This window comes from Ramlibacter sp. JJN2-2R (assembly GCF_057747835.1).
Genome location: NZ_CM173226.1, coordinates 868,727 through 889,057, shown reverse-complemented (window position 1 = coordinate 889,057; position 20,331 = coordinate 868,727). Strand labels below are relative to the sequence as shown.

Genomic DNA, 20,331 nt, shown 5'->3' with positions numbered 1-20,331 from the left:
GCGCGCATGCCCGCAGGAGCCGCATTCAGCCGTGCCGCGGCCCACCTGCCGCCTTCGGCCTTCTCGGTCGTGATGGCGACGGGCATCGTGGGCATCGCCGCCCTGCAGCACGGTCACGGGCCGGCCGGCACGCTGCTCGTCGCCGTGGCGGCCATCGCCTTGCTGGTGTGCGGGGGCCTGCTGGCGTGGCGCATCGCGGCGAAGCCGGCCGGCGTGCTGGCCGACCTGCAGGACCACCGGCGCGCTCCCGGCTTCTTCACCGCGGTCGCGGGCACGGCCGTCGTGGGCAGCGGCCTGGCGACGATCGGCACGGGCTCGCAGGCGGCGGTGGTCCTGTTCGCGCTCGCCGCGCTGGCCTGGGTCGTGCTCACCTACGCCGTGTTCGCCGGGCTCGCCATCGCGCGCCACAAGCCCGCCCTGGCGCAGGGCATCGACGGCGCCTGGCTGCTGGCGGTGGTGGCCACGCAATCGCTGGCGGTCCTGGCCGCGCTGCTGTCGCCCGGCACGGCGCCGCCCGCGCGGATGCCCCTGGAGTTCCTGGCGCTGGGCGCCTGGCTGCTCGGCGGCGCGCTCTACACCTGGCTGATGGCGCTGATCGTCTACCGGATGTTCTTCTTCCGGTTCGACGCCGCCGACCTCACGCCGCCCTGGTGGATCAACATGGGCGCCATGGCGATCTCGACGCTGGCCGGCGCGCTGCTGGTGCAGGGCGCCGCGGACTCTCCCCTGCTGCAGGACATGCTGCCCTTGCTGCGCGGCGGCACGGTGCTGTGCTGGGTGACGGGGACCTGGTGGCTGCCGCTGCTGGTCGTGCTGCATGCCTGGCGGCACCTGCTGCGGCGCGAGCCGGTGCGCTATTCGCTCGCGCAGTGGAGCGCCGTCTTCCCGCTCGGGATGTACTCGGTGGCCACCGGCCGGATGGCCGCCGCGCTGCACCTCGCGTTCCTGGCCGGTGTGTCGGCCCTGTTCTTCTGGCTGTCCGCCGCCGCCTGGCTGGCCGCCGCGGCCGGACTGCTGCGGCTGGGCGTCGGCGTGCGCGGCCGCGGCGCGCCGACGGCGTGATCGCCGGCGGCTGCGCCGCTCAGGCGTTGAAGAAGCGGTAGAGATCCAGCAGCACCGCCGCGGTCGCGCCCCAGATCACCCGGTCGCTGCCCAGGGCCGGCGGCGTGACGGTGACCCACTCGCGCGCCACGCCGTCGACGTCCAGGCGGTGCCAGCCGTGGTGGCGCGGATCCAGCACCTCGGCCAGCGGCAGCTCGAACACCGCCGCCACCTCGTGCTCGGACGGCTGCACGGCGGCACCGGGCGCCACGAGGCCGATCACCGGCGTGATCTGGAATCCGGTGCCGGTGGTGAACGCCGGCCAGCACGCGACCACCTCGACCGCGCCGGGCTGCAGGCCGATCTCCTCGGACGCCTCACGCAGCGCCGTTGCGGCCAGCGAGGTGTCGCCCGGGTCCTGCTTGCCGCCGGGAAACGCCACCTGGCCCGAGTGCGCCGCCAAGTGCGCCGTCCGCACCGTGAGCAGCACGGTGGGCTGCGCGTGCAGCACCAGCGGCACCAGCACCGCGGCCACCGTCGGCGGGCGCCGGGTGAAGCGGTACGCGGGCCATGGCCCGGGCTGCCAGGGCGGCGGCGAGCGAAAGCGCGCGCGGATCGCCTCCCGCGTGAGCGCGCCCGCCGGCAGGCGTTGCCACGGCGGGCCGGCGATGCGGTGCGCGAGCGGGTCGAAGCCGGGCAGCGCGGCCAGCGGCGTGAGGTCCGGCGGCAGCGGCGCCGCCGGCGCGGGCCGCTGCACGCCGGCCGGCGCCATCAGCCCGCGTGTTCGAGGATCGCGGCCATGGCCTGGCCGCCGCCGAAGCTGACCTGCCGCGGGGCTTCGCCACCGGGCAGCAGCTTGATCGCGCAGTACTTCAGCTCGGGGATCTTGGCCACGGGGTCGAGCGCGTCGTTGGTGACGCGATTGATCGCCGCCTCGTAGTAGCAGAACGCGACGAACACCGTGCCGCGTGGCGAGTTCTCGTCCGCCCGCGCGTACAGGCTCACCTGGCCGCGCCGCGATGCGATGGTGATCACCTCGCCGGGCTTGACGCCCAGGTCGGCCAGGTCCAGCGGATGGACCATCGCGACCGGATCGGGTTCGATGGCATCGAGCACCGTGGCGCGGCGCGTCATGCTGCCGGTGTGCCAGTGCTCGAGCTGCCGGCCGGTGATGAGGACCATCGGGAACTCGGGGTCGGGGCGCTCCGCGGCCGGGATGATGTCCGCCGGCACGAAGCGCGCCTTGCCGCCCTCGCGCGGGAAGCTGTCGACGAACACCACAGGCTGGCCGGGGTCGCCTTCCTGCGTGCAGGGGTAGGTGACGGCGTGCTCGCGCTCGAGCCGGTCCCAGGTGATGCCGGCGATGCTGGGCATGGTGTGCCGCATCTCGTCGAACACCTCGGCCACGCCGGGATAGTTCCAGTCCAGGCCCATCTGGCGCGCCATCTCCTGGATGATCCACAGGTCCTGGCGCGCGTCGCCGGGCGGATCGATGGCCTGCCGGCCCAGCTGCACCAGGCGGTCGGTGTTGGTGAACGTGCCGGTCCTCTCCGGGAACGCGCTGGCGGGCAGCACCACGTCGGCCAGGGCCGCGGTTTCGGTGAGGAAGATGTCCTGCACGACCAGGTGCTCGAGCCCGGCGAGCGCCTCGCGCGCATGGTTGGCATCGGGGTCCGACATCGCGGGGTTCTCGCCCATGATGTACATGCCCTTGACCCGCCCCTCGGAGGCGGCGTGCATCACCTCCACCACCGTGAGCCCGGGCTGGGCGTCCAGGCTGCCGGGCTGCAGCTTCCAGGACTTCTCGAAGCGGGCCCGCACGTCCGGGTCCGCCACTTTCTGGTAGTCCGGGAACATCATCGGGATCAGGCCGGCGTCGGAGGCGCCCTGCACGTTGTTCTGGCCGCGCAGGGGGTGCAGCCCGGTGCCGGGGCGGCCGATCTGGCCGGTCATCAGCGACAGCGCGATCAGGCAGCGCGCGTTGTCGGTGCCGTGCACGTGCTGCGACACGCCCATGCCCCACAGGATCATCGACCCCTTGGAGGTGGCGTAGGCGCGCGCGACCTCGCGCAGCGTCTGTGCGTCGATGCCGCAGATTGGCGCCATGCGCTCAGGGCTGTACTCAGCGACGTTGCGCCGCAGCTCGTCGAAGCCGATGGTGCGCGCATCGATGAACGACTGGTCGACCAGGCCCTCCTCGACGATGACGTGCATCATCGCGTTGAGCATGGCCACGTCGGTGTCGGCCTTGAACTGCAGGTGCCGCCAGGCCAGCCGCGTGAGGTCCGACTGGCGCGGATCCATCACCACCAGCCGGGTGCCGTGCTGCACGGCGTTCTTCATCCAGGTGGCGGCCACCGGGTGGTTCACCGTGGGATTGGAGCCGATGATGATGATCAGCTCGGCCTTGGTGACGTCCATCACGGGGTTGGACACCGCGCCGGAGCCGATGCCTTCCAGCAGCGCCGCCACCGACGAGGCGTGGCACAGACGCGTGCAGTGGTCCACGTTGTTGGTGCGAAAGCCCGTGCGCACCAGCTTCTGGAACAGATAGGCCTCCTCGTTGCTGCCCTTGGCGGAGCCGAAGCCCACCAGCGCGTTGGGGCCGGATTCGTCCCGGATGCGGCGCAACGCGCCGCCCGCGACGGCCAGGGCCTCTTCCCAGGTCGCCTCGCGGAAGACGTCGAGCACCTGGTGCGGCTCGAGCGTGCCGTTCGGCAGCTTGGGCGCGTCGGCGCGCCGGATCAGCGGCTTGGTGAGCCGGTGCGGGTGGTGCGCGTAGTCGAAGCCGTAGCGTCCCTTGACACACAGCCGGCCGTGGTTGGCCGGGCCGTCGCGCCCCTCGACGAACAGGATCTTGCCGTCCTTGACGTTGTAGGTGAGCTGGCAGCCGACGCCGCAGAACGGGCACACGGAGGCCACCTGCTTGTCCGGAACCGGCAGCGCGGCGTCGCGCGCGGGCATCAGCGCCCCGGTGGGGCAGGCCTGCACGCACTCGCCGCAGGCGACGCAGGTGGACACGCCCATGGCGTCGTCCATGTCGAACACGATCTTCTCATTCTCGCCGCGCCAGGCCAGGCCGATGACGTCGTTGACCTGCTCGTCGCGGCAGGCGCGCAGGCACCGGGTGCACTGGATGCACGCGTCCAGGTTGACCGCGATGGCCGGATGCGAGAGATCCGGGCCGACCTGCCGGCGGGCGGCGAAGCGGGGCTTGCCCAGGTCCAGGCGCACCGACCACTCGTCCAGCTCGTTGTGCCGCGTGTAGTCGGCCTCCGGCATGTCGGACTGCAGCAGCTCCAGCACCATCTTCTGCGCCGCGACCGCGCGCGGCGTGGCGCTGTCGACCTGCATGCCCTCGGCGGGCGCGCGGCAGCAGCTGGGGGCGAGCACGCGCTCGCCCTTGATCTCGACCATGCAGGCGCGGCAGTTGCCGGCCGGGTCCATGCCCGGCTTGTAGCAAAGGCGCGGGATCTCCTGGCCCAGGCCCAGGCGGTCGGCGACCTGGATCAGCGTCTCGCCGGCCCGGCCCTCGACCGGCTGGCCGTTGAAGGTGAATCGCACCGGCGCAGTCTCGACCTGCGCCAGTTCGGCGCGCGTGACGGCATTCATGGGGTCGTTCCCGGAGTGTCAGGGCGGGCCGGCAGGCCCAGCTCGTGGGGGAAGTAGCGGATGACGCAGTCCACCGGATTCGGGGCCGCCTGGCCCAGGCCGCAGATCGATGCGTCGCGCATCACCGCCGAGAGTTCGCCCAGCAGCGCCACGTCCCAGCGCGGCTGCTCGATCAGGCCGAGCGCCTTGGCCGTGCCGGCACGGCAGGGTGTGCACTGGCCGCACGACTCGTCCTTGAAGAAGCGCATCAGGTTGCGGGCGGCGTCCACCGCGCGGTCCTGGTCGGACAGCACGATCACCGCCGCCGAGCCGATGAAGCAGCCGTGCGGCTGCAGCGTGTCGAAGTCGAGCGGGATGTCGTTCATCGACGCCGGCAGGATGCCGCCGGAGGCGCCGCCGGGCAGATAGGCATAGAAGCGGTGGCCGTCCTGCATGCCGCCGCAGTGCTCGTCGATCAGCTGCTGGATGGTCACGCCCGCGGGCGCCAGCTTGACGCCGGGACTCTTGACCCGGCCCGAGACGGAATACGAGCGCAGGCCCTTGCGCCCGTTGGCGCCCTGGCTGCTGAACCACTGGGCGCCCTTCTCGAGCAGCTCGCGCACCCAGAACAGGGTCTCGAAGTTGTGCTCCAGCGTCGGCCGGCCGAACAGGCCCACCTGCGCCACGTACGGCGGCCGCAGGCGCGGCATGCCGCGCTTGCCCTCGATGGATTCGATCATCGCCGACTCTTCGCCGCAGATGTAGGCGCCCGCGCCGCGTCGCAGCTCGATGCGCGGCAGCCCCGACGACGGCGGGGCGGCCTGCAGGCGGTCGAGCTCCTGCTGCAGCAGCTGGCGGCAGTCGTGGTACTCGTCGCGCAGGTAGACGTAGATGGCGTCGATGCCCACCGCCCAGGCGGCGATGAGCATGCCCTCGAGGAACCGGTGCGGGTCGCGCTCGAGGTAGAAGCGGTCCTTGAACGTGCCGGGCTCGCCCTCGTCGATGTTCACCGCCATCAGCCGCGGCGCCGGCTCGCTGCGCACGATGCGCCACTTGCGGCCGGCCGGGAACCCCGCGCCGCCCAGGCCGCGCAGGCCCGACGATTCCATCGTGGCGATCACGTCCTCGACGGGACGCTCGCCGCGCAGGCACTGCTCCAGCAGCCGGTAGCCGCCGGCGGCGCGGTACTCGTCCAGGCCGATGAAGCCGGACGGCGTGCCGCGCACCTCGCCCTGCCCCACCAGCTGCTGCACCTTGTCGGCCGTGGCCCTGGGAACCGCCTTCTGCCCCACCACCGCCGCGGGCGCCTGCTCGCAGCGGCCGATGCACGGCGCCGCGATCACGCGCACGTCGGTGCCCAGCAGCGCCGGCAGCTTGTCCAGCAGCTCGCGCGCGCCGGCCAGCTCGCAGGCGAGCCCGTCGCACACGCGCACCGTGAGCGCCTGCGGCGGCTCCTGGCCCTCGCGCACCACGTCGAAGTGGTGATAGAAGGTCGCGACCTCGAACACCTCGGTCTGCGCCAGGCGCATCTCCTGCGCCAGCGCGGACAGGTGGTCGGTCGACAGGTGGCCGAAGCGGTCCTGCAGCAGGTGCAGGTTCTCGATCAGCAGGTCACGGCGATGCGGGCCCGGGCCGAGGAGCTCGCGCACCTCGGCGAGCGCCTGCTCGCCGGGCTTGCGGCCCCGCGGGCCGCGCCGCTTGCGCTGGCGCAGCGGCTCGCCCTCGGGGACGATGGGGATGAATCGTGCGTTCAAACGTGGCTCACAGGAGACCGGCGGCGCGGGCCCACTGGTACTTCGCGCCCAGGATTTCCACCGGGATCTCGGTGGAGTATGCATAAGCGGGGATGCCGTGCTCGTACAGGTACTGCGCGGCCTCCTCGACCTCGACGTCGCCGGCGAGCGAGGCGACCACCGGCTTGACCTTGCCCTTGGCCTTCATCTCCTCGACCACCTCGACCATGTTCCTGGCGAACACCATCGGCGGGGTGACGATGGTGTGCCAGTAGCCCAGGATCAGCGCATGGATGCGGTCGTCCTCCAGGCCCAGGCGCACCGTGTTCATGTAGGTGATGGGCGGCTCGCCGCCGGTGATGTCCACCGGGTTGCCGGCCGCGCCGAACGGCGGGATGAACTTGCGGAACGCCGCGTCCAGGTCGGCCGGCATGGGCTTGAGCAGCTTCAGGCCGTTGTCGACGCAGGCATCCGACAGCAGCACGCCCGAGCCGCCCGCGCCGGTGATGATCACCACGTTCTCCCCCTTCGGGGTGGGCAGGATCGGCACGCCGCGCGCGAAGTCCAGCATCTGGCGCAGGCTCCTGGCGCGGATCACGCCCGACTGGCGCAGCACGTCGTCATAGATCTTGTCGGTGCCGGCCACGGCGCCCGTGTGCGAGCTGGCGGCCGCCGCGCCCATCTCGGTGCGCCCGGCCTTGAGCATGATGACCGGCTTCTTCTTGGAGACGCGCTTGGCCACTTCGGCGAACGCGCGGCCGTCCTTGAGGTCCTCGGCGTGCTGGGCGATCACCTTGGTGTTGTCGTCCTGCTCGAAGAACAGCAGCAGGTCGTCCTCGTCGATGTCCGACTTGTTGCCCAGGCCGACGATGGCCGACACGCCCATCTTGGCCGAGCGCGAGTAGCCGATGATGGCCATGCCGATGCCGCCGGACTGCGACGACAGGGCCGTGGAGCCCTTGTAGTCGTAGGCCGTGCAGAACGTCGCGCACAGGTTCGAGGGCGTGTAGTAGAAGCCGTAGATGTTCGGCCCCATCAGGCGGATGTTGTACTCGCGCCCGATGCGCTGCAGCTCCTCCTGGCCTTCGACGTTGCCGGTCTCGCCGAAGCCCGAAGGGATCAGGATGGCGCCGGCGATCTTCTTCTCGCCGCACTCCTTCAGGGCGCCGGCCACCAGCTTGGCGGGAATGGCGAACACGGCCGTGTCGATCTCGCCCGGGATGTCCTTGACGCTCTTGAAGGCCTTGAGGCCCATGATCTCGGCCTCCTTCGGGTGGATCGGGTAGATCGTGCCCTTGTAGCCGCCGTTGATCAGGTTCTTCATCACCGAGTTGCCGATCTTGCCGGCCTCGTTGGACGCGCCGATCACCGCCACCGCCTTGGGCCGCATGATGCGGTTCATCGAGGTGACGACGTCCTTCTCGTCGGGGCGGTAGCGCGGCGCCTTCTGCGCGAAGTTCACCACGATGCGCACGTCGGCGGCGATGGCGCCTTCCTCGCTGGCGAACACCGGGTTCAGGTCCATCTCGGCGATCTCGGGGAAGTCGGAGACCAGCTGGGACACGCGAACGATGGTGTCCTGCAGCGCCTCGCGGTGCACCGGTTTGCCGCCGCGCACGCCCCGGAGCATCTCGGCGGCCTGGATCGAGTCGAGCATCGAGGCGGCGTCCTCGCGCGTGGCCGGGGCCAGGCGGAAGGTGACGTCCTTGAGCACCTCCACCAGCACGCCGCCCATGCCGAAGGCGACCAGCTTGCCGAAGCTGTCGTCGGTCATCGCGCCGACGATCACCTCCTGGCCGCCCTTGATCATCTGCTGCACCTGCACGCCCACGATCTTGGCGTCGGCCTTGTACTTCTTCGCATTGGCGATGATCTGCTCGTAGGCGCTGGTGGCCTCGTCGGCGTTCCTGACGCCCACGATCACGCCCCCGGCCTCGGTCTTGTGCAGGATGTCCGGCGAGACGATCTTCATCACGACCGGGAAGCCCATCGAGGCGGCCATCTTCGACGCGTCGGCGGCGCTGGAGGCCACGCCCTCCTTGGGCACGTTGATGCCGTAGGCATCGCACACGAGCTTGCCCTCCGGCGCGGTGAGCGCGTCGCGCCCTTCCTTCTTGACCGCGTCGAGGATCTGGCGGACCTTGGCCTTGTCGCCCTGGAAGTTGCCCATGTCTGTCTCCTTGGAAAAAGTATGCTCCACAAGCGGGGCGCGGCCCCGCGCCATGACCCTCAGACGACCTTGGTCTCGCGCAGCTCGGCGATCTGGTCGCGGGTGTAGCCCAGCTGGGCCAGGATCTCGTCGGTGTGCTCGCCCAGCAGCGGCGAGCGGGTGACTTCGGTGACGCTGTCGGACAGCTTGATCGGGTTGCCCACGCTCAGGTACTTGCCGCGCTTGGGATGGTCCACCTCCACGATCGTGCCCGTCTCGCGCAGCGACTGCTCGGCGGCGATCTCCTTCATCGACAGGATCGGCCCGCACGGGATGTCGTACTTGTTCAGGATGTCCATGGCCTCGAACTTGGTCTTGGTCATGGTCCACTCCTCGATGCGCGAGAAGATGGTCTTCAGGTGCGGCAGCCGCGCCTTGGGCGTGGCGTAGTTCGGGTCGGTGATCCAGCCTTCCTCGCCGATCACCTTGCAGATGGCCCCCCACACCGGCGCCTGCGTGATGAAGTAGATGTACGCGTTGGGGTCGTGCTGCCAGCCCTTGCACTTCAGGATCCAGCCCGGCTGGCCGCCGCCCGAGGCATTGCCCGCCCGCGGCACCGCGTCGCCGAACTCGGTGTCCGGGTACTGCGGGTACTCCTGCAGCACGCCGGTGCGGTCCAGCCGCTGCTGGTCGCGCAGCTTCACGCGGCACAGGTTCAGCACCGCGTCCTGCATCGCCGCCAGCACGCGCTGGCCGCGGCCGGTGGTGTTGCGCTGGTACAGCGCCGTCACGATGCCCAGCGCCAGGTGCAGCCCGGTGCCCGAGTCGCCGATCTGCGCGCCGGTCACCAGCGGCGGGCCGTCGTCGAAGCCGGTGGTGGAGGCCGCCCCGCCGGCGCACTGCGCCACGTTCTCGTACACCTTGCAGTCCTCGTACGGGCCGGGGCCGAAGCCCTTGACCGAGGCGACGATCATGCGCGGGTTGATCTGCTGGATGCGCTCCCAGGAAAAGCCCATGCGGTCCAGCGCGCCGGGAGCGAAGTTCTCCACCAGCACGTCGCACTGCTTGATCAGCTCCACCAGCACCTCCTTGCCCTTGGCACTCTTGGTGTCCAGGGTGATGGAGCGCTTGTTGTGGTTCAGCATCGTGAAGTACAGGCTGTCCACGCCCTCGATGTCGCGCAGCTGCCCGCGCGTGGCGTCGCCTTCGCCCGCCTTCTCGACCTTGATCACGTCGGCGCCGAACCAGGCCAGCAGCTGCGTGCAGGTGGGGCCCGATTGGACGTGGGTGAAGTCGAGGATCTTGACGCCTTCCAGTGCTTTGCTCATTGCTTGCTCTTTCGTTGAACTCTTGGCCCGCCGGTGCGGATCAGGCGGCCTTCTTCTTGGCCGCGCTCGGGTTGAGGCTGGTGATGCGGCCGCTCTCGGTGCCGGCGGTCTCGTCGATGATGGCGTTGATCAGCGTCGGGCGGCCCGAGGTGATGGCCTCGTCCAGGGCACGGCCCAGCTCCGCCGGCGTGGTGGCGCGCACGCCGACGCCGCCGAACGCCTGCATCATCATCTCGTAGCGCGCGTCCTTGACGAACACCGTGGGCGCGACGTCGCCGCCGCGCGGGTTGACGTCGGTGCCCTTGTAGACGCCGTTGTTGTTGAACACGACCACGCACACCGGCAGGTTGTAGCGGCAGATCGTCTCGACCTCCATGCCGCTGAAGCCGAAGGCGCTGTCGCCCTCGATCGCGATGACCGGCTTGCCGGTGGTGACCGCGGCGGCGATGGAGTAGCCCATGCCGATGCCCATGATGCCCCACGTGCCGGCATCCAGGCGCCGACGCGGCTCGTACATGTCGACGATGCTGCGCGCGAAGTCCAGCGTGTTGGCGCCCTCGTTGACGACCATCGCGTCGGGACGCGCCTTGACCGCCTCGCGGATGACGTTGAGCGCGCTGTGGAAGTTCATCGGCGAAGGATCCTTCGCCAGCGTCTCGGCCATCTTGGTCAGGTTCTTGTCCTTGCGGTCGGCGATGGCGCCGGTCCACTCCGCCGCCGGCTTGGCCCAGCCGGCGCGCACGGCGCCGAGCATCGCGGACATGCACGAGCCGATGTCGCCCACCACCGGCGCGGCGATCGCCACGTTGCTGTCGGCCTCGACCGGCGAGATGTCGACCTGGATGAACTTCTGCTTGCCGGCGTCCTTGGACGAGGCGCCGCCCCAGGTCTTGCCCTTGCCGTGCGACAGCAGCCAGTTCAGGCGCGCGCCCACCAGCATCACGACGTCGGCCTCGGCCAGCACGTAGGAGCGGGCGGCCGACGCGGACTGCGGGTGCGTGTCGGGCAGCAGGCCTTTGGCCATCGACATCGGCAGGTACGGGATGCCGGTCTTTTCGATGAACTCGCGGATCTCGTTGTCGGCGCGGGCGTACGCCGCGCCCTTGCCCAGCAGCACCAGCGGGCGCTTGGCGGCCTTGAGCACGTCGATGGCGCGCGCGACCGACTCGGGCGCGGGGATCTGGCGCGGCGCCGGATCGACCACCTTGATCAGCGACTGGCGGCCGGCCTGCGCGGGCAGCGACTGCGTGAACAGCTTGGCGGGCAGGTCCAGGTACACGCCGCCGGGCCGGCCGGAGACGGCGGTGCGGATGGCGCGCGCGATGCCCACGCCGATGTCCTCGGCGTGCAGCACGCGGTAGGCCGCCTTGCACAGCGGCTTGGCGATCGCGAGCTGGTCCATCTCCTCGTAGTCGCCCTGCTGCAGGTCGACGATCTCGCGCTCGCTGGAGCCGCTGATCAGGATCATCGGGAAGCAGTTGGTGGTGGCGTTGGCCAGCGCGGTCAGGCCGTTGAGGAAGCCGGGCGCGGACACCGTCAGGCAGATGCCGGGCTTTTGCGTGAGGAAGCCGGCGGCGGCGGCCGCATTGCCCGCGTTCTGCTCGTGGCGGAACGAGATCACGCGCAGGCCCTCGGCCTGCGCCATTCGCGTGAGGTCCGTGATCGGGATGCCCGGCAACGTGTAGATCGTGTCGATGTCGTTGAGCTTCAGGGCCTCGATCAGGAGGTGGAAGGAATCAATGGTGTCCTGGGACTGCGCGTCGGTGCTCATGGAGTCTCCTCGAAATCGGTGAACTGTCGCGGTCTATGATAGGAATCCGTCTCGAAAGAAGCTCTTGATCGCGGTCAACTTTTGCCCCACTCCAGGCGCGCGCGGCCCCCTCGCGGTTGCGCATTCTTGACCGCGGTCAAGCGCGTGCGCCGGCTCGCGATCACCCCTGCATGAACAACCCCACTCCCGTCTCGATCGAAGAGCATCCCGAGCGCAACGTCATCCGCGTGCAGCTGGCCCACAACGTGTTGCTCAAGGGCATGACGGCCGGGCAGATGATGGAGCTGGAGCCGCAGCTGTCCATCATGGACTGCAGCAAGGGCTACTGGCTGCTGCACCAGGGCGTGCACGAGATGGAGCAGTACTTCATCCTCGACGGCGTGCTCAAGCGGGTGGTCGCCAACCCGGCGGGCAAGCAGATGATCCTGCGCTTTGCCGCCGAGGGCGAGATGGAGACCAGCTATGCCGCGTGGCGGCTGGGCACGCCGGCGCCGTACAGCATCGTCTGCGTGACCCGGGCGCGGGTGGCCAAGCTGCCGCTGCGCGACTGGGTGGCGTACATCGAGCGCAATCCGGCCCTGAAGCAGGCCTTCGAGTACTCGGTGATGCACCACATGAGCGACATCATGGCGCACACCATCACGCTGCACCTGCTGGATGCGCCGGGCCGCGTGCAGCGCTTCATGCGCAAGCACGCGGACCTGGCCGAACGGTTGCCGAAGAAGGAACTGGCGACCTACCTGAACCTGTCGGCCGAGACGCTCAGCCGCCTGAAGCAGCGCGGCAAGATCTGAGCGGCCGCCCGCTCAGGCGGCGCCGGCCTCGCGCGCCGCGCGATCCATCTGGGCCTTGCGCATCGGCCGTAGCACGAACCACGCCATCAGCGCCGCGATCGCATTGAGCGCCGACGCGGCCAGGAACACCGAGTGCCAGCCGCCGGTGGCTGCCGCCAGCACGCTGGACAGCGGCACCAGCAGCGAGGCCGTCCCCTTGGCCGTGTACAGCAGCCCCGCATTGGCGGCCGCGTACCTGGAGCCGAAGGTGTCCGCGCAGGTCGAGGGGAACAGGCTGTAGATCTCGCCCCAGGCGAAGAACACCAGGCCGGTGAGCACCACGAACATGATCGGATCCTGGCCGAACTTGAACAGCGCCAGGATGCCCACCGCCTCGAGCCCGAAGGCGATCAGCATCGTGAGCTCGCGGCCGATCTGGTCGGACACCCAGCCGAAGAACGGCCGCGTCACCCCGTTGAGCACGCGGTCGATGGCCAGCGCGAAGGTCAGCGCCGGCAGCGTCATGCCCACCAGGGACACCGGTACGTCGGCGATCCTGAAGTCCTTGGCGATCGGCGCCAGCTGCGCAACGGCCATCAGTCCGCCGGCGCCCACCATGACGAACATCGCGTACATGACCCAGAACACCGGCGTGCGCACGATCTCGCCCGGGCCATAGTCCTTGCGCGACTGCTGCAGCTTGGCCTCGGTGGCGCCGACGATCTTGCGCGCCTCCGGCGCCCGGGTGAGCAGCCATGCGAGCGCGAACACGATCAGTCCCTGCCCGATGCCGAAGTAGAGGAACGCGGCCTCGTAGCCGTGCGACTTGATGAAGGCCGAGATCGGCACGATGGTCAGCGCCGAGCCGGCGCCGAAGCCCGCGGCGGTGAGGCCCGCCGCCAGGCCGCGTCGGTCGGGGAACCACTTGAGCGCGTTGCCCACGCAGGTGCCATAGACGGCGCCCGCGCCGATGCCGCCCACGGCTGCGCCGATGTACAGCAAGGTGAGCGTGTTCGCATAGGCATTGATCACCCAGCCGATCCCGCACAGCAGGCCGCCGACCAGCACGACCACGCGCGGTCCGAAGCGATCGACCATGTAGCCCTCGATGGGCACCAGCCAGGTCTCGGTGAGGACGAAGATGGAAAACGCCACCTGGATCGCGGCCTTGGTCCAGCCGTGCGCCTCCGCGATCGGGTTGACGAACAGCGTCCAGCCGTACTGCAGGTTGGCGATCATCGCCATGCAGACGATGCCGATGAACAGCTGGCCCCAACGGTAGCTGCTGCGATGCCCGGCCGCCGCTGCGACCGGCTCACCGCCGGCCCCGAATACACCCGGGGCCTCGACGGAATTGCTCATGCGTTGTGTCTCCTTGGCGCTGTGAACTTCTCCGGCTCGACCTGCCTTACCGGATGCGGCCATTGATTCTGGGCGTCGCCCTCGGGCGCATTTCTTGACCGCGGTCACGAATTCGGGTTTGCACTAGCAACGCCGGGGGGACGAAACTCTGCATTGCGCTGGCCTGGGTGCGATCAGAAGCGACAAACGCGCGATGAATGAGGGAAGAGGACAAACCCTAAAATCGCGGCAGTCGCAGATTTTTTTGACTCGGAGTTCACACATGTCCCACACCACAACCGCCAGCTGGCCCGCCTCGGGGACGGACCGGCTGTCCGCGCTCGTCAAGGAACTGTTCTTTGCCACCCCGCTCGGCCTGTTGATCCAAGCCCTGCGAAAGTGATGGCGCGGCGGCTTCGTGTCGCCCCCATGCAAGAAAGCCGGCGCGAGCCGGCTTTTTTGTGGGCGCAACGAGGCGGCTCAGCAGCCGGCGCGGCCCTTCATCACGCCTTCGCAGCGCGACTTGGCGGTCTCGATCGCGTCGACCAGGAAGTCGGCGTCGTAGGCGCGCAGCAGGTGCGGATGCTCGCGCTCCACGTAGGTGCGCACGCCGGCCTTGCCCTGCGGCAGGCCCGCGAAGGTCGCGCGGTCCCAGTGCCAGGCGAGCCCCAGCTCCTCGAAGGCGCTGTTGTAGGCCTGCCTCAGGATCTCCGGTTCATGGCGCGTGCCGCTCACCGACTCGACAGCTTCCATCATTTGCGAACTCCTTTGCCGTTGCTGTGGGTTGGAGGCAATCTACGCCGCGAGCTGCATAAAGAACAATGAAAGTATTTGATCGATTCGAGAAGGGATCGGTTATGGTTCGCCCATGCGCAATGCCACGCTCCGCCAGCTCAAGGTGTTCGAGTCCGTCGCCCGCCACCTGAGCTTTTCGCGCGCGGCGGAGGAGCTGCACCTCACGCAGCCGGCCGTCTCGGCGCAGGTGCGCACGCTCGAGGGCCATGCCGGCATCGCGCTGTTCGAGCAGCTGGGCAAGAAGGTCTACCTCACGGCGGCGGGCCGGCAGATGCTGGCCAGCAGCCGCGCGATCCTGGAGCGCGTGCAGGAAGCCGAGGACGCGCTCGCCGCGTTCAAGGGCGTGCAGGGCGGCCGCCTGAACGTCAGCGTCATCAGCGCCGGCGACTACTTCTTCCCCAAGCTGCTGGTCGAGTTCGCCGCCCGCCACGCCGGCATCACGCTCAACTTCGTGGTCTGCAACCGCGAGGAGCTGCTGGAGCAACTGGCGGCCAACGCCACCGACCTGGCGGTGATGGTGCGCCCGCCGGCAGACGCCGACATGGTGGCCGAGCCGTTCGCGCCCCACCCCTATGTCGTCATCGCCGCCCCCAGCCATCCGCTGGCGGCGCAGCGCCGCATCCCGCTGCGGCGCCTGTTCGGCGAGCCGTTCATCGTGCGCGAGCGCGGCTCGGACACCTGGAACTCGATGGAGGACGCGTTCGGCGACGACGTCGCCAACCTGAACGTGGTGATGCAGATCAAGAGCACCGAGACCATCAAGCAGGCCGTGGTCGCGGGCATGGGCCTGAGCTTCCTGTCCGCGCACACCCTCAGCCGCGAGCTGCACGCGCGCGAGCTGGCCATCCTGGACGTGCGCGGCCTGCCGCTGATGCTCAACTGGTACGTGGTGCACCGGCGCGGCAAGCACCTGCCGCCGGTGGCGCAGGCCTTCAAGTCGTTCCTGCTCACCGAGGGCGCCGCCTCGGTGGAACGCGCGCTGGCGGGCAGCCCGCGCGCCGGCCTCAGGAAGCAGCGCGCGGGGTGACCTGCAGGCCGGCGCTGGCCGCGAACTCGGCCGCCGCCATCTTCGCGCCGCCTTCGGGCCGCACGCGCTGCACCTCGATGCGCCCGCCGTGCGCATTCAGCACGATCGCCTGGCGCGTGATGGCGGCCACCGTCCCGGGCGGGCCGCCGACTTCGCCGTGGGTGGCGGTGGGCAGCTTGCGGCAGTCGTACAGCCGCACCTTGGTGCCGCCCAGCATCGTCCAGGCGCCGGGCGAGGGATTGCAGGCGCGGATCAGGTTGTAGATCACGTCCACGTGCAGGCCCCAGTGGACCTGCGCGCTGTCGTCCTGCAGCCAGCCCTCGTAGGAGGCGCCGGCGTGCTCCTGCGCGAGATCGGCCGCCTGCCCCGCCGCCACGATGTCCGCGGCCTTGAGCAGCGCCTCGATCCCCATCGGGAACAGCTTGTTGAAGTACAGCTCGCCGAGCGTCTCGTCGGGGCCGATGTCGCACACCTGTTGCAGCACCACCGGCCCCTCGTCCAGGCCGTCGGTGGGCCGGAAGATGGTCAGGCCCGTGCGCTGCGCGCCGCTGGCGATCGCCCAGCTGATGGCCGACGGCCCCCGGTGGCGCGGAAGCAGCGAAGGGTGGTACTGGATGGCGCCGAGCGGCGCGATCTCCAGCAGCGACGCGGGGGCGAACTGCAGCACGTAAGCCATGACCACCAGTTCGGGCCGGGCGGCCCGCATGGCGTCGTGCGCCTCGGGGCTGCGCAGGCTGGGGAACTGGTGCACCCGCACGCCGTGGACCTCGGCCGCCTCGTGGAGCGGATCGGGCTTGCCCTTGGACTTGGCGGGACTGCAGAAGACGGCGGAGACGACGTGGCCCCGGGCCAGGAAGGCCTCGAGTGCGGCGCGGCCGAACTCGTTCTGGCCCATGATGACGATACGCATGGGGGCCGATGCTAACAATGGCCGGCCCGCGCCGGCCAGGTGCGTTGCCTCCAGGCGTCAGGCACACTCCCTCGCATGCGACAGGCGGGCTCCAGGCGGACACGCGGCGCGGGCCCGGCCGGCCGGCTGGCCGCGGCGTGGCTGGCGGCCGCCGTCCTGTTCCTCGCCGGCGCCGTCCACGCGGCCCCGGTGGCCGTGGGCTCCAAGCGCTTCACCGAGAGCTACGTGCTGGGCGAGATCACGCGCCAGGCCCTGGAGCGGGCCGGCGTCGCCGCGGTGCACCGGCAGGGCCTGGGCAACACCACCGTGCTGGAGCAGGCGCTCGCCAGCGGCAGCATCGACGTCTATCCGGAATACACCGGCACCATCGTGCGCGAGCTCCTGCACCGCGACGAGGCGGCTCCTTCGCTGGAGCAGCTCAATGCCTGGTTGCGGCCCAAGGGGCTGAAGGCGGCCGTTCCGCTGGGCTTCAACAACAGCTACGCGCTGGCCATGCGCGAGGACCAGGCGCGGCAGCTGGGGATCACCACCCTGTCCGACCTGGCCCGCACGCGCGCGCCCTTGCGGCTGGGCCTCTCGCACGAATTCCTGCAGCGCGCCGACGGCTGGAGCGCGCTGCAGCGCGCGTACGGACTGCCGCAGCCGCCCGGCAAGGGCCTGGACCACGGGCTGGCCTACCAGGCGCTGGCGCAGGGCCAGATCGACGTGGTGGACGCGTACACCACCGACGCCCAGATCGCGCGGCAGCGGCTGCGCGTGCTGCAGGACGACAAGTCGTTCTTCCCGCGCTACGACGCGGTGCTGCTGATGCGCGCGTCTGTGGACGAGCGGCCGCTGGCCGCGGCCCTGTCGCACCGCATCGACGAGGCGGCGATGCAGGCCATGAACGCGCAGGTGGAGATCGACGGCCAGTCGTTCGAGGCGGTGGCCCGCGCGTTCCTCGCGGGCCCGGCCCGTCCGGCGGCGCAGGCAGGGGCACCGCAGGCCAGTCCGCCCAAGCCCGCGCCGGCGCAGCGGCAGTCGTTCCTCGAGCGGCTCTTCGCGCCCGACCTGCCGCGCCTGCTGCGCGAGCACCTGACGCTCGTGTTCGCCTCCCTGGCGGCGGCGATCGCCATCGGCGTGCCGCTGGGCATCCTGGCGCACCGGCAGCCGCGCCTGCGCGCCGCCATCATGGGCGTGGTGGGCGTGATGCAGCCGGTCCCGTCGCTGGCGCTGCTGGCGTTCCTGATCGCCGTGGTGGGCACCATCGGCTTCCTGCCGGCGCTGATCGCGCTGTCGGTCTATGCGCTGCTGCCCATCGTGCGCAACACCCATGCCGGCCTGGCCTCGCTGCCGCCGGGCATGCGCGAGGCGGGACTGGCGCTCGGGCTGCGCGACGGCCAGGTGCTGCGCTCGATCGAGCTGCCGCTGGCCGCGCCGACGCTGTTCGCGGGCATCAAGACGGCGGCCGTGCTGAACGTGGGCACGGCCACGGTCGCCACGTTCATCGGCGCGGGCGGCCTGGGCGAGCGCATCGTCGCGGGGCTGGCCGTCAACGACACCGCCACGATGCTCGCCGGCGCGGTGCCCGCGGCGATCCTGGCGCTGCTGGTGGAGTGGGCGTTCGGGCTGCTGGAGCGGTGGCTGGCCCGCGGCCCGTCCGCGGCGCGGGAGCAGCCCCTGCCGGCGCGCGCGGCCGGCCGGCGCTGAACGGCTGCGGGGCGGGCCCTTCGGGTCGGGCCTGATCGGCAGCCGCCTGCCGATCAGGCCGCGGGCGGCGCGAGGTGCTTGGCGAGGAACTTCTCGACCCGCGTCCACCAGTCGATGCGGTTGGGAACGTGCCACCACCCGTGGCCTTCCAGCCGGTATTCGACCCATTCGACGTCGGGATTGGTCTTCTGCACCGCGTCGCGGAACTCGGTGCCATGCACGATCGGCACCCGCCGGTCGCGCCCGCCATAGGCCAGCAGCAGCGGCTGCTTGATGCGCGACGCCTGGTGCAGCGGCGAGGTGCGGCGCAGCTGCTCGGCGTCCTTGGTGCGGTCGCCCACGAGGTTGGGCATGCCATAGCGCTGCCAGGTATCGCCGAAGTCGCTCCAGCTGACCGTGTACATCATCTCGATGTCGGTCACGCCCACCCAGTTGATGCCGCAGCGGTACAGGTCCGGGTCGTTCACCAGGCCCATGAGCGTGGCGTAGCCGCCGTAGCTGGCGCCGGCGATGCACACGCGCTTCGCATCGGCGATGCCCTGCGCGACCGCCCAGCGCGTGCCGTCGGCGATGTCGTCCTGCATCTTCAGGCCCCACTGCTTCCAGCCGGCGCGGAAATGCCGCAGGCCGTAGCCCGTGCTGCCGCGGTATTCGGGCTCGAGGACTGCGTAGCCGCGCGAAGCCAGGAACTGGGCGGCGGGGTTCCACCCCCAGCGCCCGCCGCGCACATAGGGACCGCCGTGGACCAGCACGACCATCGGCAGGTTCTTGCCGCCGCCGGCCGGCATCGTCAGCCAGGCCGGGATTTCGAGGCCGTCACGGGCCCTGTAGCGGACGAGATCGACCCGGCCCATGCGCCGGGGGTCGACCTCGCGCATGACTCGTCCCAGCAGGGTGAGCGTGCCGGCCACCGTGTCGAACAGGTAGATGCTGCCGGGGTCGCGGTCGGAGAACGCACGCACCGCCAGCAACGGTTGTTCCCCACGCTGCGGCACGGCCAGCGTGTTGATCGTGTTGGGCAGCAGCTTGTCGACCTTGTCCTGGACGGCCTTGAACCGCTCGTCGAGCCAGACGGTGGCGGGAGCATCGGAGGTGTAGTGCACGCCCAGCAGCCGCTGGTCGTCGAACACCAGTTCGCCCTCGTAGTCGTACCCCTTGATCTGCACGAGCGGCTCGCCCAGGCGGCCGGCGGCGAGGTCGTAGCGGTACAGGCCGCTCGTGTCGCCGGCGCCACGCGAGCGCACCAGGAAGACGCCGTCGGGCGTGAATGCGTACGGGTCGAAGCCGTCGTAGTCGAACATGCCGCGGCTGTCCAGGGCGCGCCAGCTGTTGGTCGCTGGATCGCGGTACATCACCGTGCGCCGTCCGTCGCGAATGGCCACGGCGATGCGCGGCTCATCGTTCTGATCCAGCAGCCAGTCCCAGGCGAAGTCCGGCCCGCGCAGCTCCAAGAACCGGCCCGTGCGCGTGTTCAGGCGCAGCAGGCGCGTGTGGTGCAGTTCGCCCGTGGCGGTGGGCTCGCCCTGCTCGACGAAGACGTCGTCCGAGTTCTTCAGGCGCGTGGTGCCGGCCAGCCAGGTGTAGAAGGGCAGGTTGTGCCGGTTGATGCGGGTGGTCTCGAGGCTCACGAACGACGCCGCTCGATCCACGAGCTGGCGAAAGTCGCTGCCATCCTTGTCCACGGCGAACAGGCCGCCGCCATAGCGCATCTCGCCCGGTGCGATCTGGCGGTCCACGACGTTGTAGACCAGGCGGTTGTCGTTGACCCATTCGTAGTGGAACACGTCGCCGTCGCTGTAGCCCGCCACGACCTGGGCCGCCAGCTTTCCGGTGTCGATGACCACCAGCTGCACGCGCCCGTTCTTCGCCGCCACGCCGACGGCGATCGACTTGCCATCGGGCGAGAAGCGCGGCTGGCCGAAGGCGGGGTTCTGGAAGAAGGTCTCGATCGGCGTCAGCCCGCCCTGCGCGCTGGCGTCGGCCACCATCACGCCGGCGCCCGCGACCGCCAGTGCCTGGCTGAATTGCCGCCGCGTCACGCCGCCGCGGCGTGCCGCCACGCCCTGCTCCCTGCTGCCTGCCATGCGCTCCTCCTTGTTGTTGGCGGCATTCTAGGCAGCCACGGTTGAGTTGGCACTCCCCCCATGGGTGACGTGCAGGTGGCGTGCAGGTGGCGGGTGGAC

At 70.2% G+C, this 20,331-nt stretch carries 14 protein-coding genes; 4 read left to right on the top strand and 10 right to left on the bottom strand.

Translation table 11 applies throughout. From position 1 onward, the window contains the following. The first annotated feature begins 6 nt into the window (after positions 1-6). Positions 7-1,062, top strand: coding sequence for a tellurite resistance/C4-dicarboxylate transporter family protein (locus AC3ANR_RS04370; protein WP_488290656.1), 1,056 nt, complete (start codon positions 7-9; stop codon positions 1,060-1,062). Between the two features lie 19 nt (positions 1,063-1,081). Here the strand turns inward: AC3ANR_RS04370 and AC3ANR_RS04365 are convergent, their stop codons facing one another. From AC3ANR_RS04365 to oxc, 6 genes are read right to left on the bottom strand one after another with little or no spacing between them, the layout of a single operon-like run. Continuing rightward, the gene (locus AC3ANR_RS04365; RefSeq protein ID WP_488290655.1) at positions 1,082-1,813 is read right to left on the bottom strand and encodes a CoA pyrophosphatase; all 732 of its coding nucleotides are present in this window, start codon (positions 1,811-1,813) and stop codon (positions 1,082-1,084) included. Beyond that, complete coding sequence (gene fdhF, locus AC3ANR_RS04360) at positions 1,813-4,653, bottom strand: formate dehydrogenase subunit alpha (protein WP_488290654.1); 2,841 nt, start codon at positions 4,651-4,653, stop codon at positions 1,813-1,815. The genes AC3ANR_RS04365 and fdhF overlap by 1 nt, the downstream gene beginning before the upstream one ends. After that, positions 4,650-6,386, bottom strand: a complete 1,737-nt coding sequence (locus tag AC3ANR_RS04355) for an NAD(P)H-dependent oxidoreductase subunit E (protein WP_488290653.1) — start codon at positions 6,384-6,386, stop codon at positions 4,650-4,652. Before AC3ANR_RS04355 ends, fdhF begins: the two co-directional genes overlap by 4 nt. Positions 6,387-6,393: 7 nt before the next feature. Continuing rightward, entirely contained in the window at positions 6,394-8,535 is a 2,142-nt protein-coding gene (locus tag AC3ANR_RS04350) for an acetate--CoA ligase family protein (RefSeq protein ID WP_488290652.1), read from the bottom strand. A gap of 59 nt (positions 8,536-8,594) precedes the next feature. After that, on the bottom strand, positions 8,595-9,842 hold the full coding sequence (gene frc, locus AC3ANR_RS04345) for a formyl-CoA transferase (RefSeq protein ID WP_488290651.1): 1,248 nt from the start codon (positions 9,840-9,842) through the stop codon (positions 8,595-8,597). A 40-nt stretch (positions 9,843-9,882) separates the two neighbouring features. Beyond that, the gene (oxc, locus tag AC3ANR_RS04340; RefSeq protein WP_488290650.1) at positions 9,883-11,613 is read right to left on the bottom strand and encodes an oxalyl-CoA decarboxylase; all 1,731 of its coding nucleotides are present in this window, start codon (positions 11,611-11,613) and stop codon (positions 9,883-9,885) included. Positions 11,614-11,783: 170 nt separating this feature from the next. Between oxc and AC3ANR_RS04335 the strand changes: the two genes are divergently transcribed. Next, entirely contained in the window at positions 11,784-12,407 is a 624-nt protein-coding gene (locus AC3ANR_RS04335; protein ID WP_488290649.1) for a Crp/Fnr family transcriptional regulator, read from the top strand. 12 nt (positions 12,408-12,419) lie between these two features. Here the strand turns inward: AC3ANR_RS04335 and oxlT are convergent, their stop codons facing one another. Next, complete coding sequence (gene oxlT, locus AC3ANR_RS04330) at positions 12,420-13,748, bottom strand: oxalate/formate MFS antiporter (protein WP_488290648.1); 1,329 nt, start codon at positions 13,746-13,748, stop codon at positions 12,420-12,422. Between the two features lie 459 nt (positions 13,749-14,207). Beyond that, complete coding sequence (locus AC3ANR_RS04325; RefSeq protein WP_488290647.1) at positions 14,208-14,483, bottom strand: HAD family hydrolase; 276 nt, start codon at positions 14,481-14,483, stop codon at positions 14,208-14,210. 112 nt (positions 14,484-14,595) lie between these two features. Here AC3ANR_RS04325 and AC3ANR_RS04320 point away from each other — a divergent pair, with 112 nt between their 5' ends. Beyond that, positions 14,596-15,549, top strand: a complete 954-nt coding sequence (locus tag AC3ANR_RS04320; RefSeq protein ID WP_488290646.1) for a LysR family transcriptional regulator — start codon at positions 14,596-14,598, stop codon at positions 15,547-15,549. On the opposite strand, the gene AC3ANR_RS04315 is transcribed toward AC3ANR_RS04320, so the two are convergent. After that, complete coding sequence (locus AC3ANR_RS04315) at positions 15,527-16,459, bottom strand: methionyl-tRNA formyltransferase (RefSeq protein WP_488290645.1); 933 nt, start codon at positions 16,457-16,459, stop codon at positions 15,527-15,529. The two genes, AC3ANR_RS04320 and AC3ANR_RS04315, sit on opposite strands and share 23 nt — an antisense overlap. A 75-nt stretch (positions 16,460-16,534) precedes the next feature. Here AC3ANR_RS04315 and AC3ANR_RS04310 point away from each other — a divergent pair, with 75 nt between their 5' ends. After that, positions 16,535-18,148 (top strand): ABC transporter permease/substrate-binding protein, encoded by a 1,614-nt coding sequence (locus AC3ANR_RS04310; protein WP_488290644.1) that lies wholly within the window; start codon positions 16,535-16,537, stop codon positions 18,146-18,148. Positions 18,149-18,201: 53 nt separating this feature from the next. Here the strand turns inward: AC3ANR_RS04310 and AC3ANR_RS04305 are convergent, their stop codons facing one another. Further along, entirely contained in the window at positions 18,202-20,232 is a 2,031-nt protein-coding gene (locus AC3ANR_RS04305; RefSeq protein ID WP_488290643.1) for an alpha/beta hydrolase family protein, read from the bottom strand. Positions 20,233-20,331: the final 99 nt, after the last annotated feature.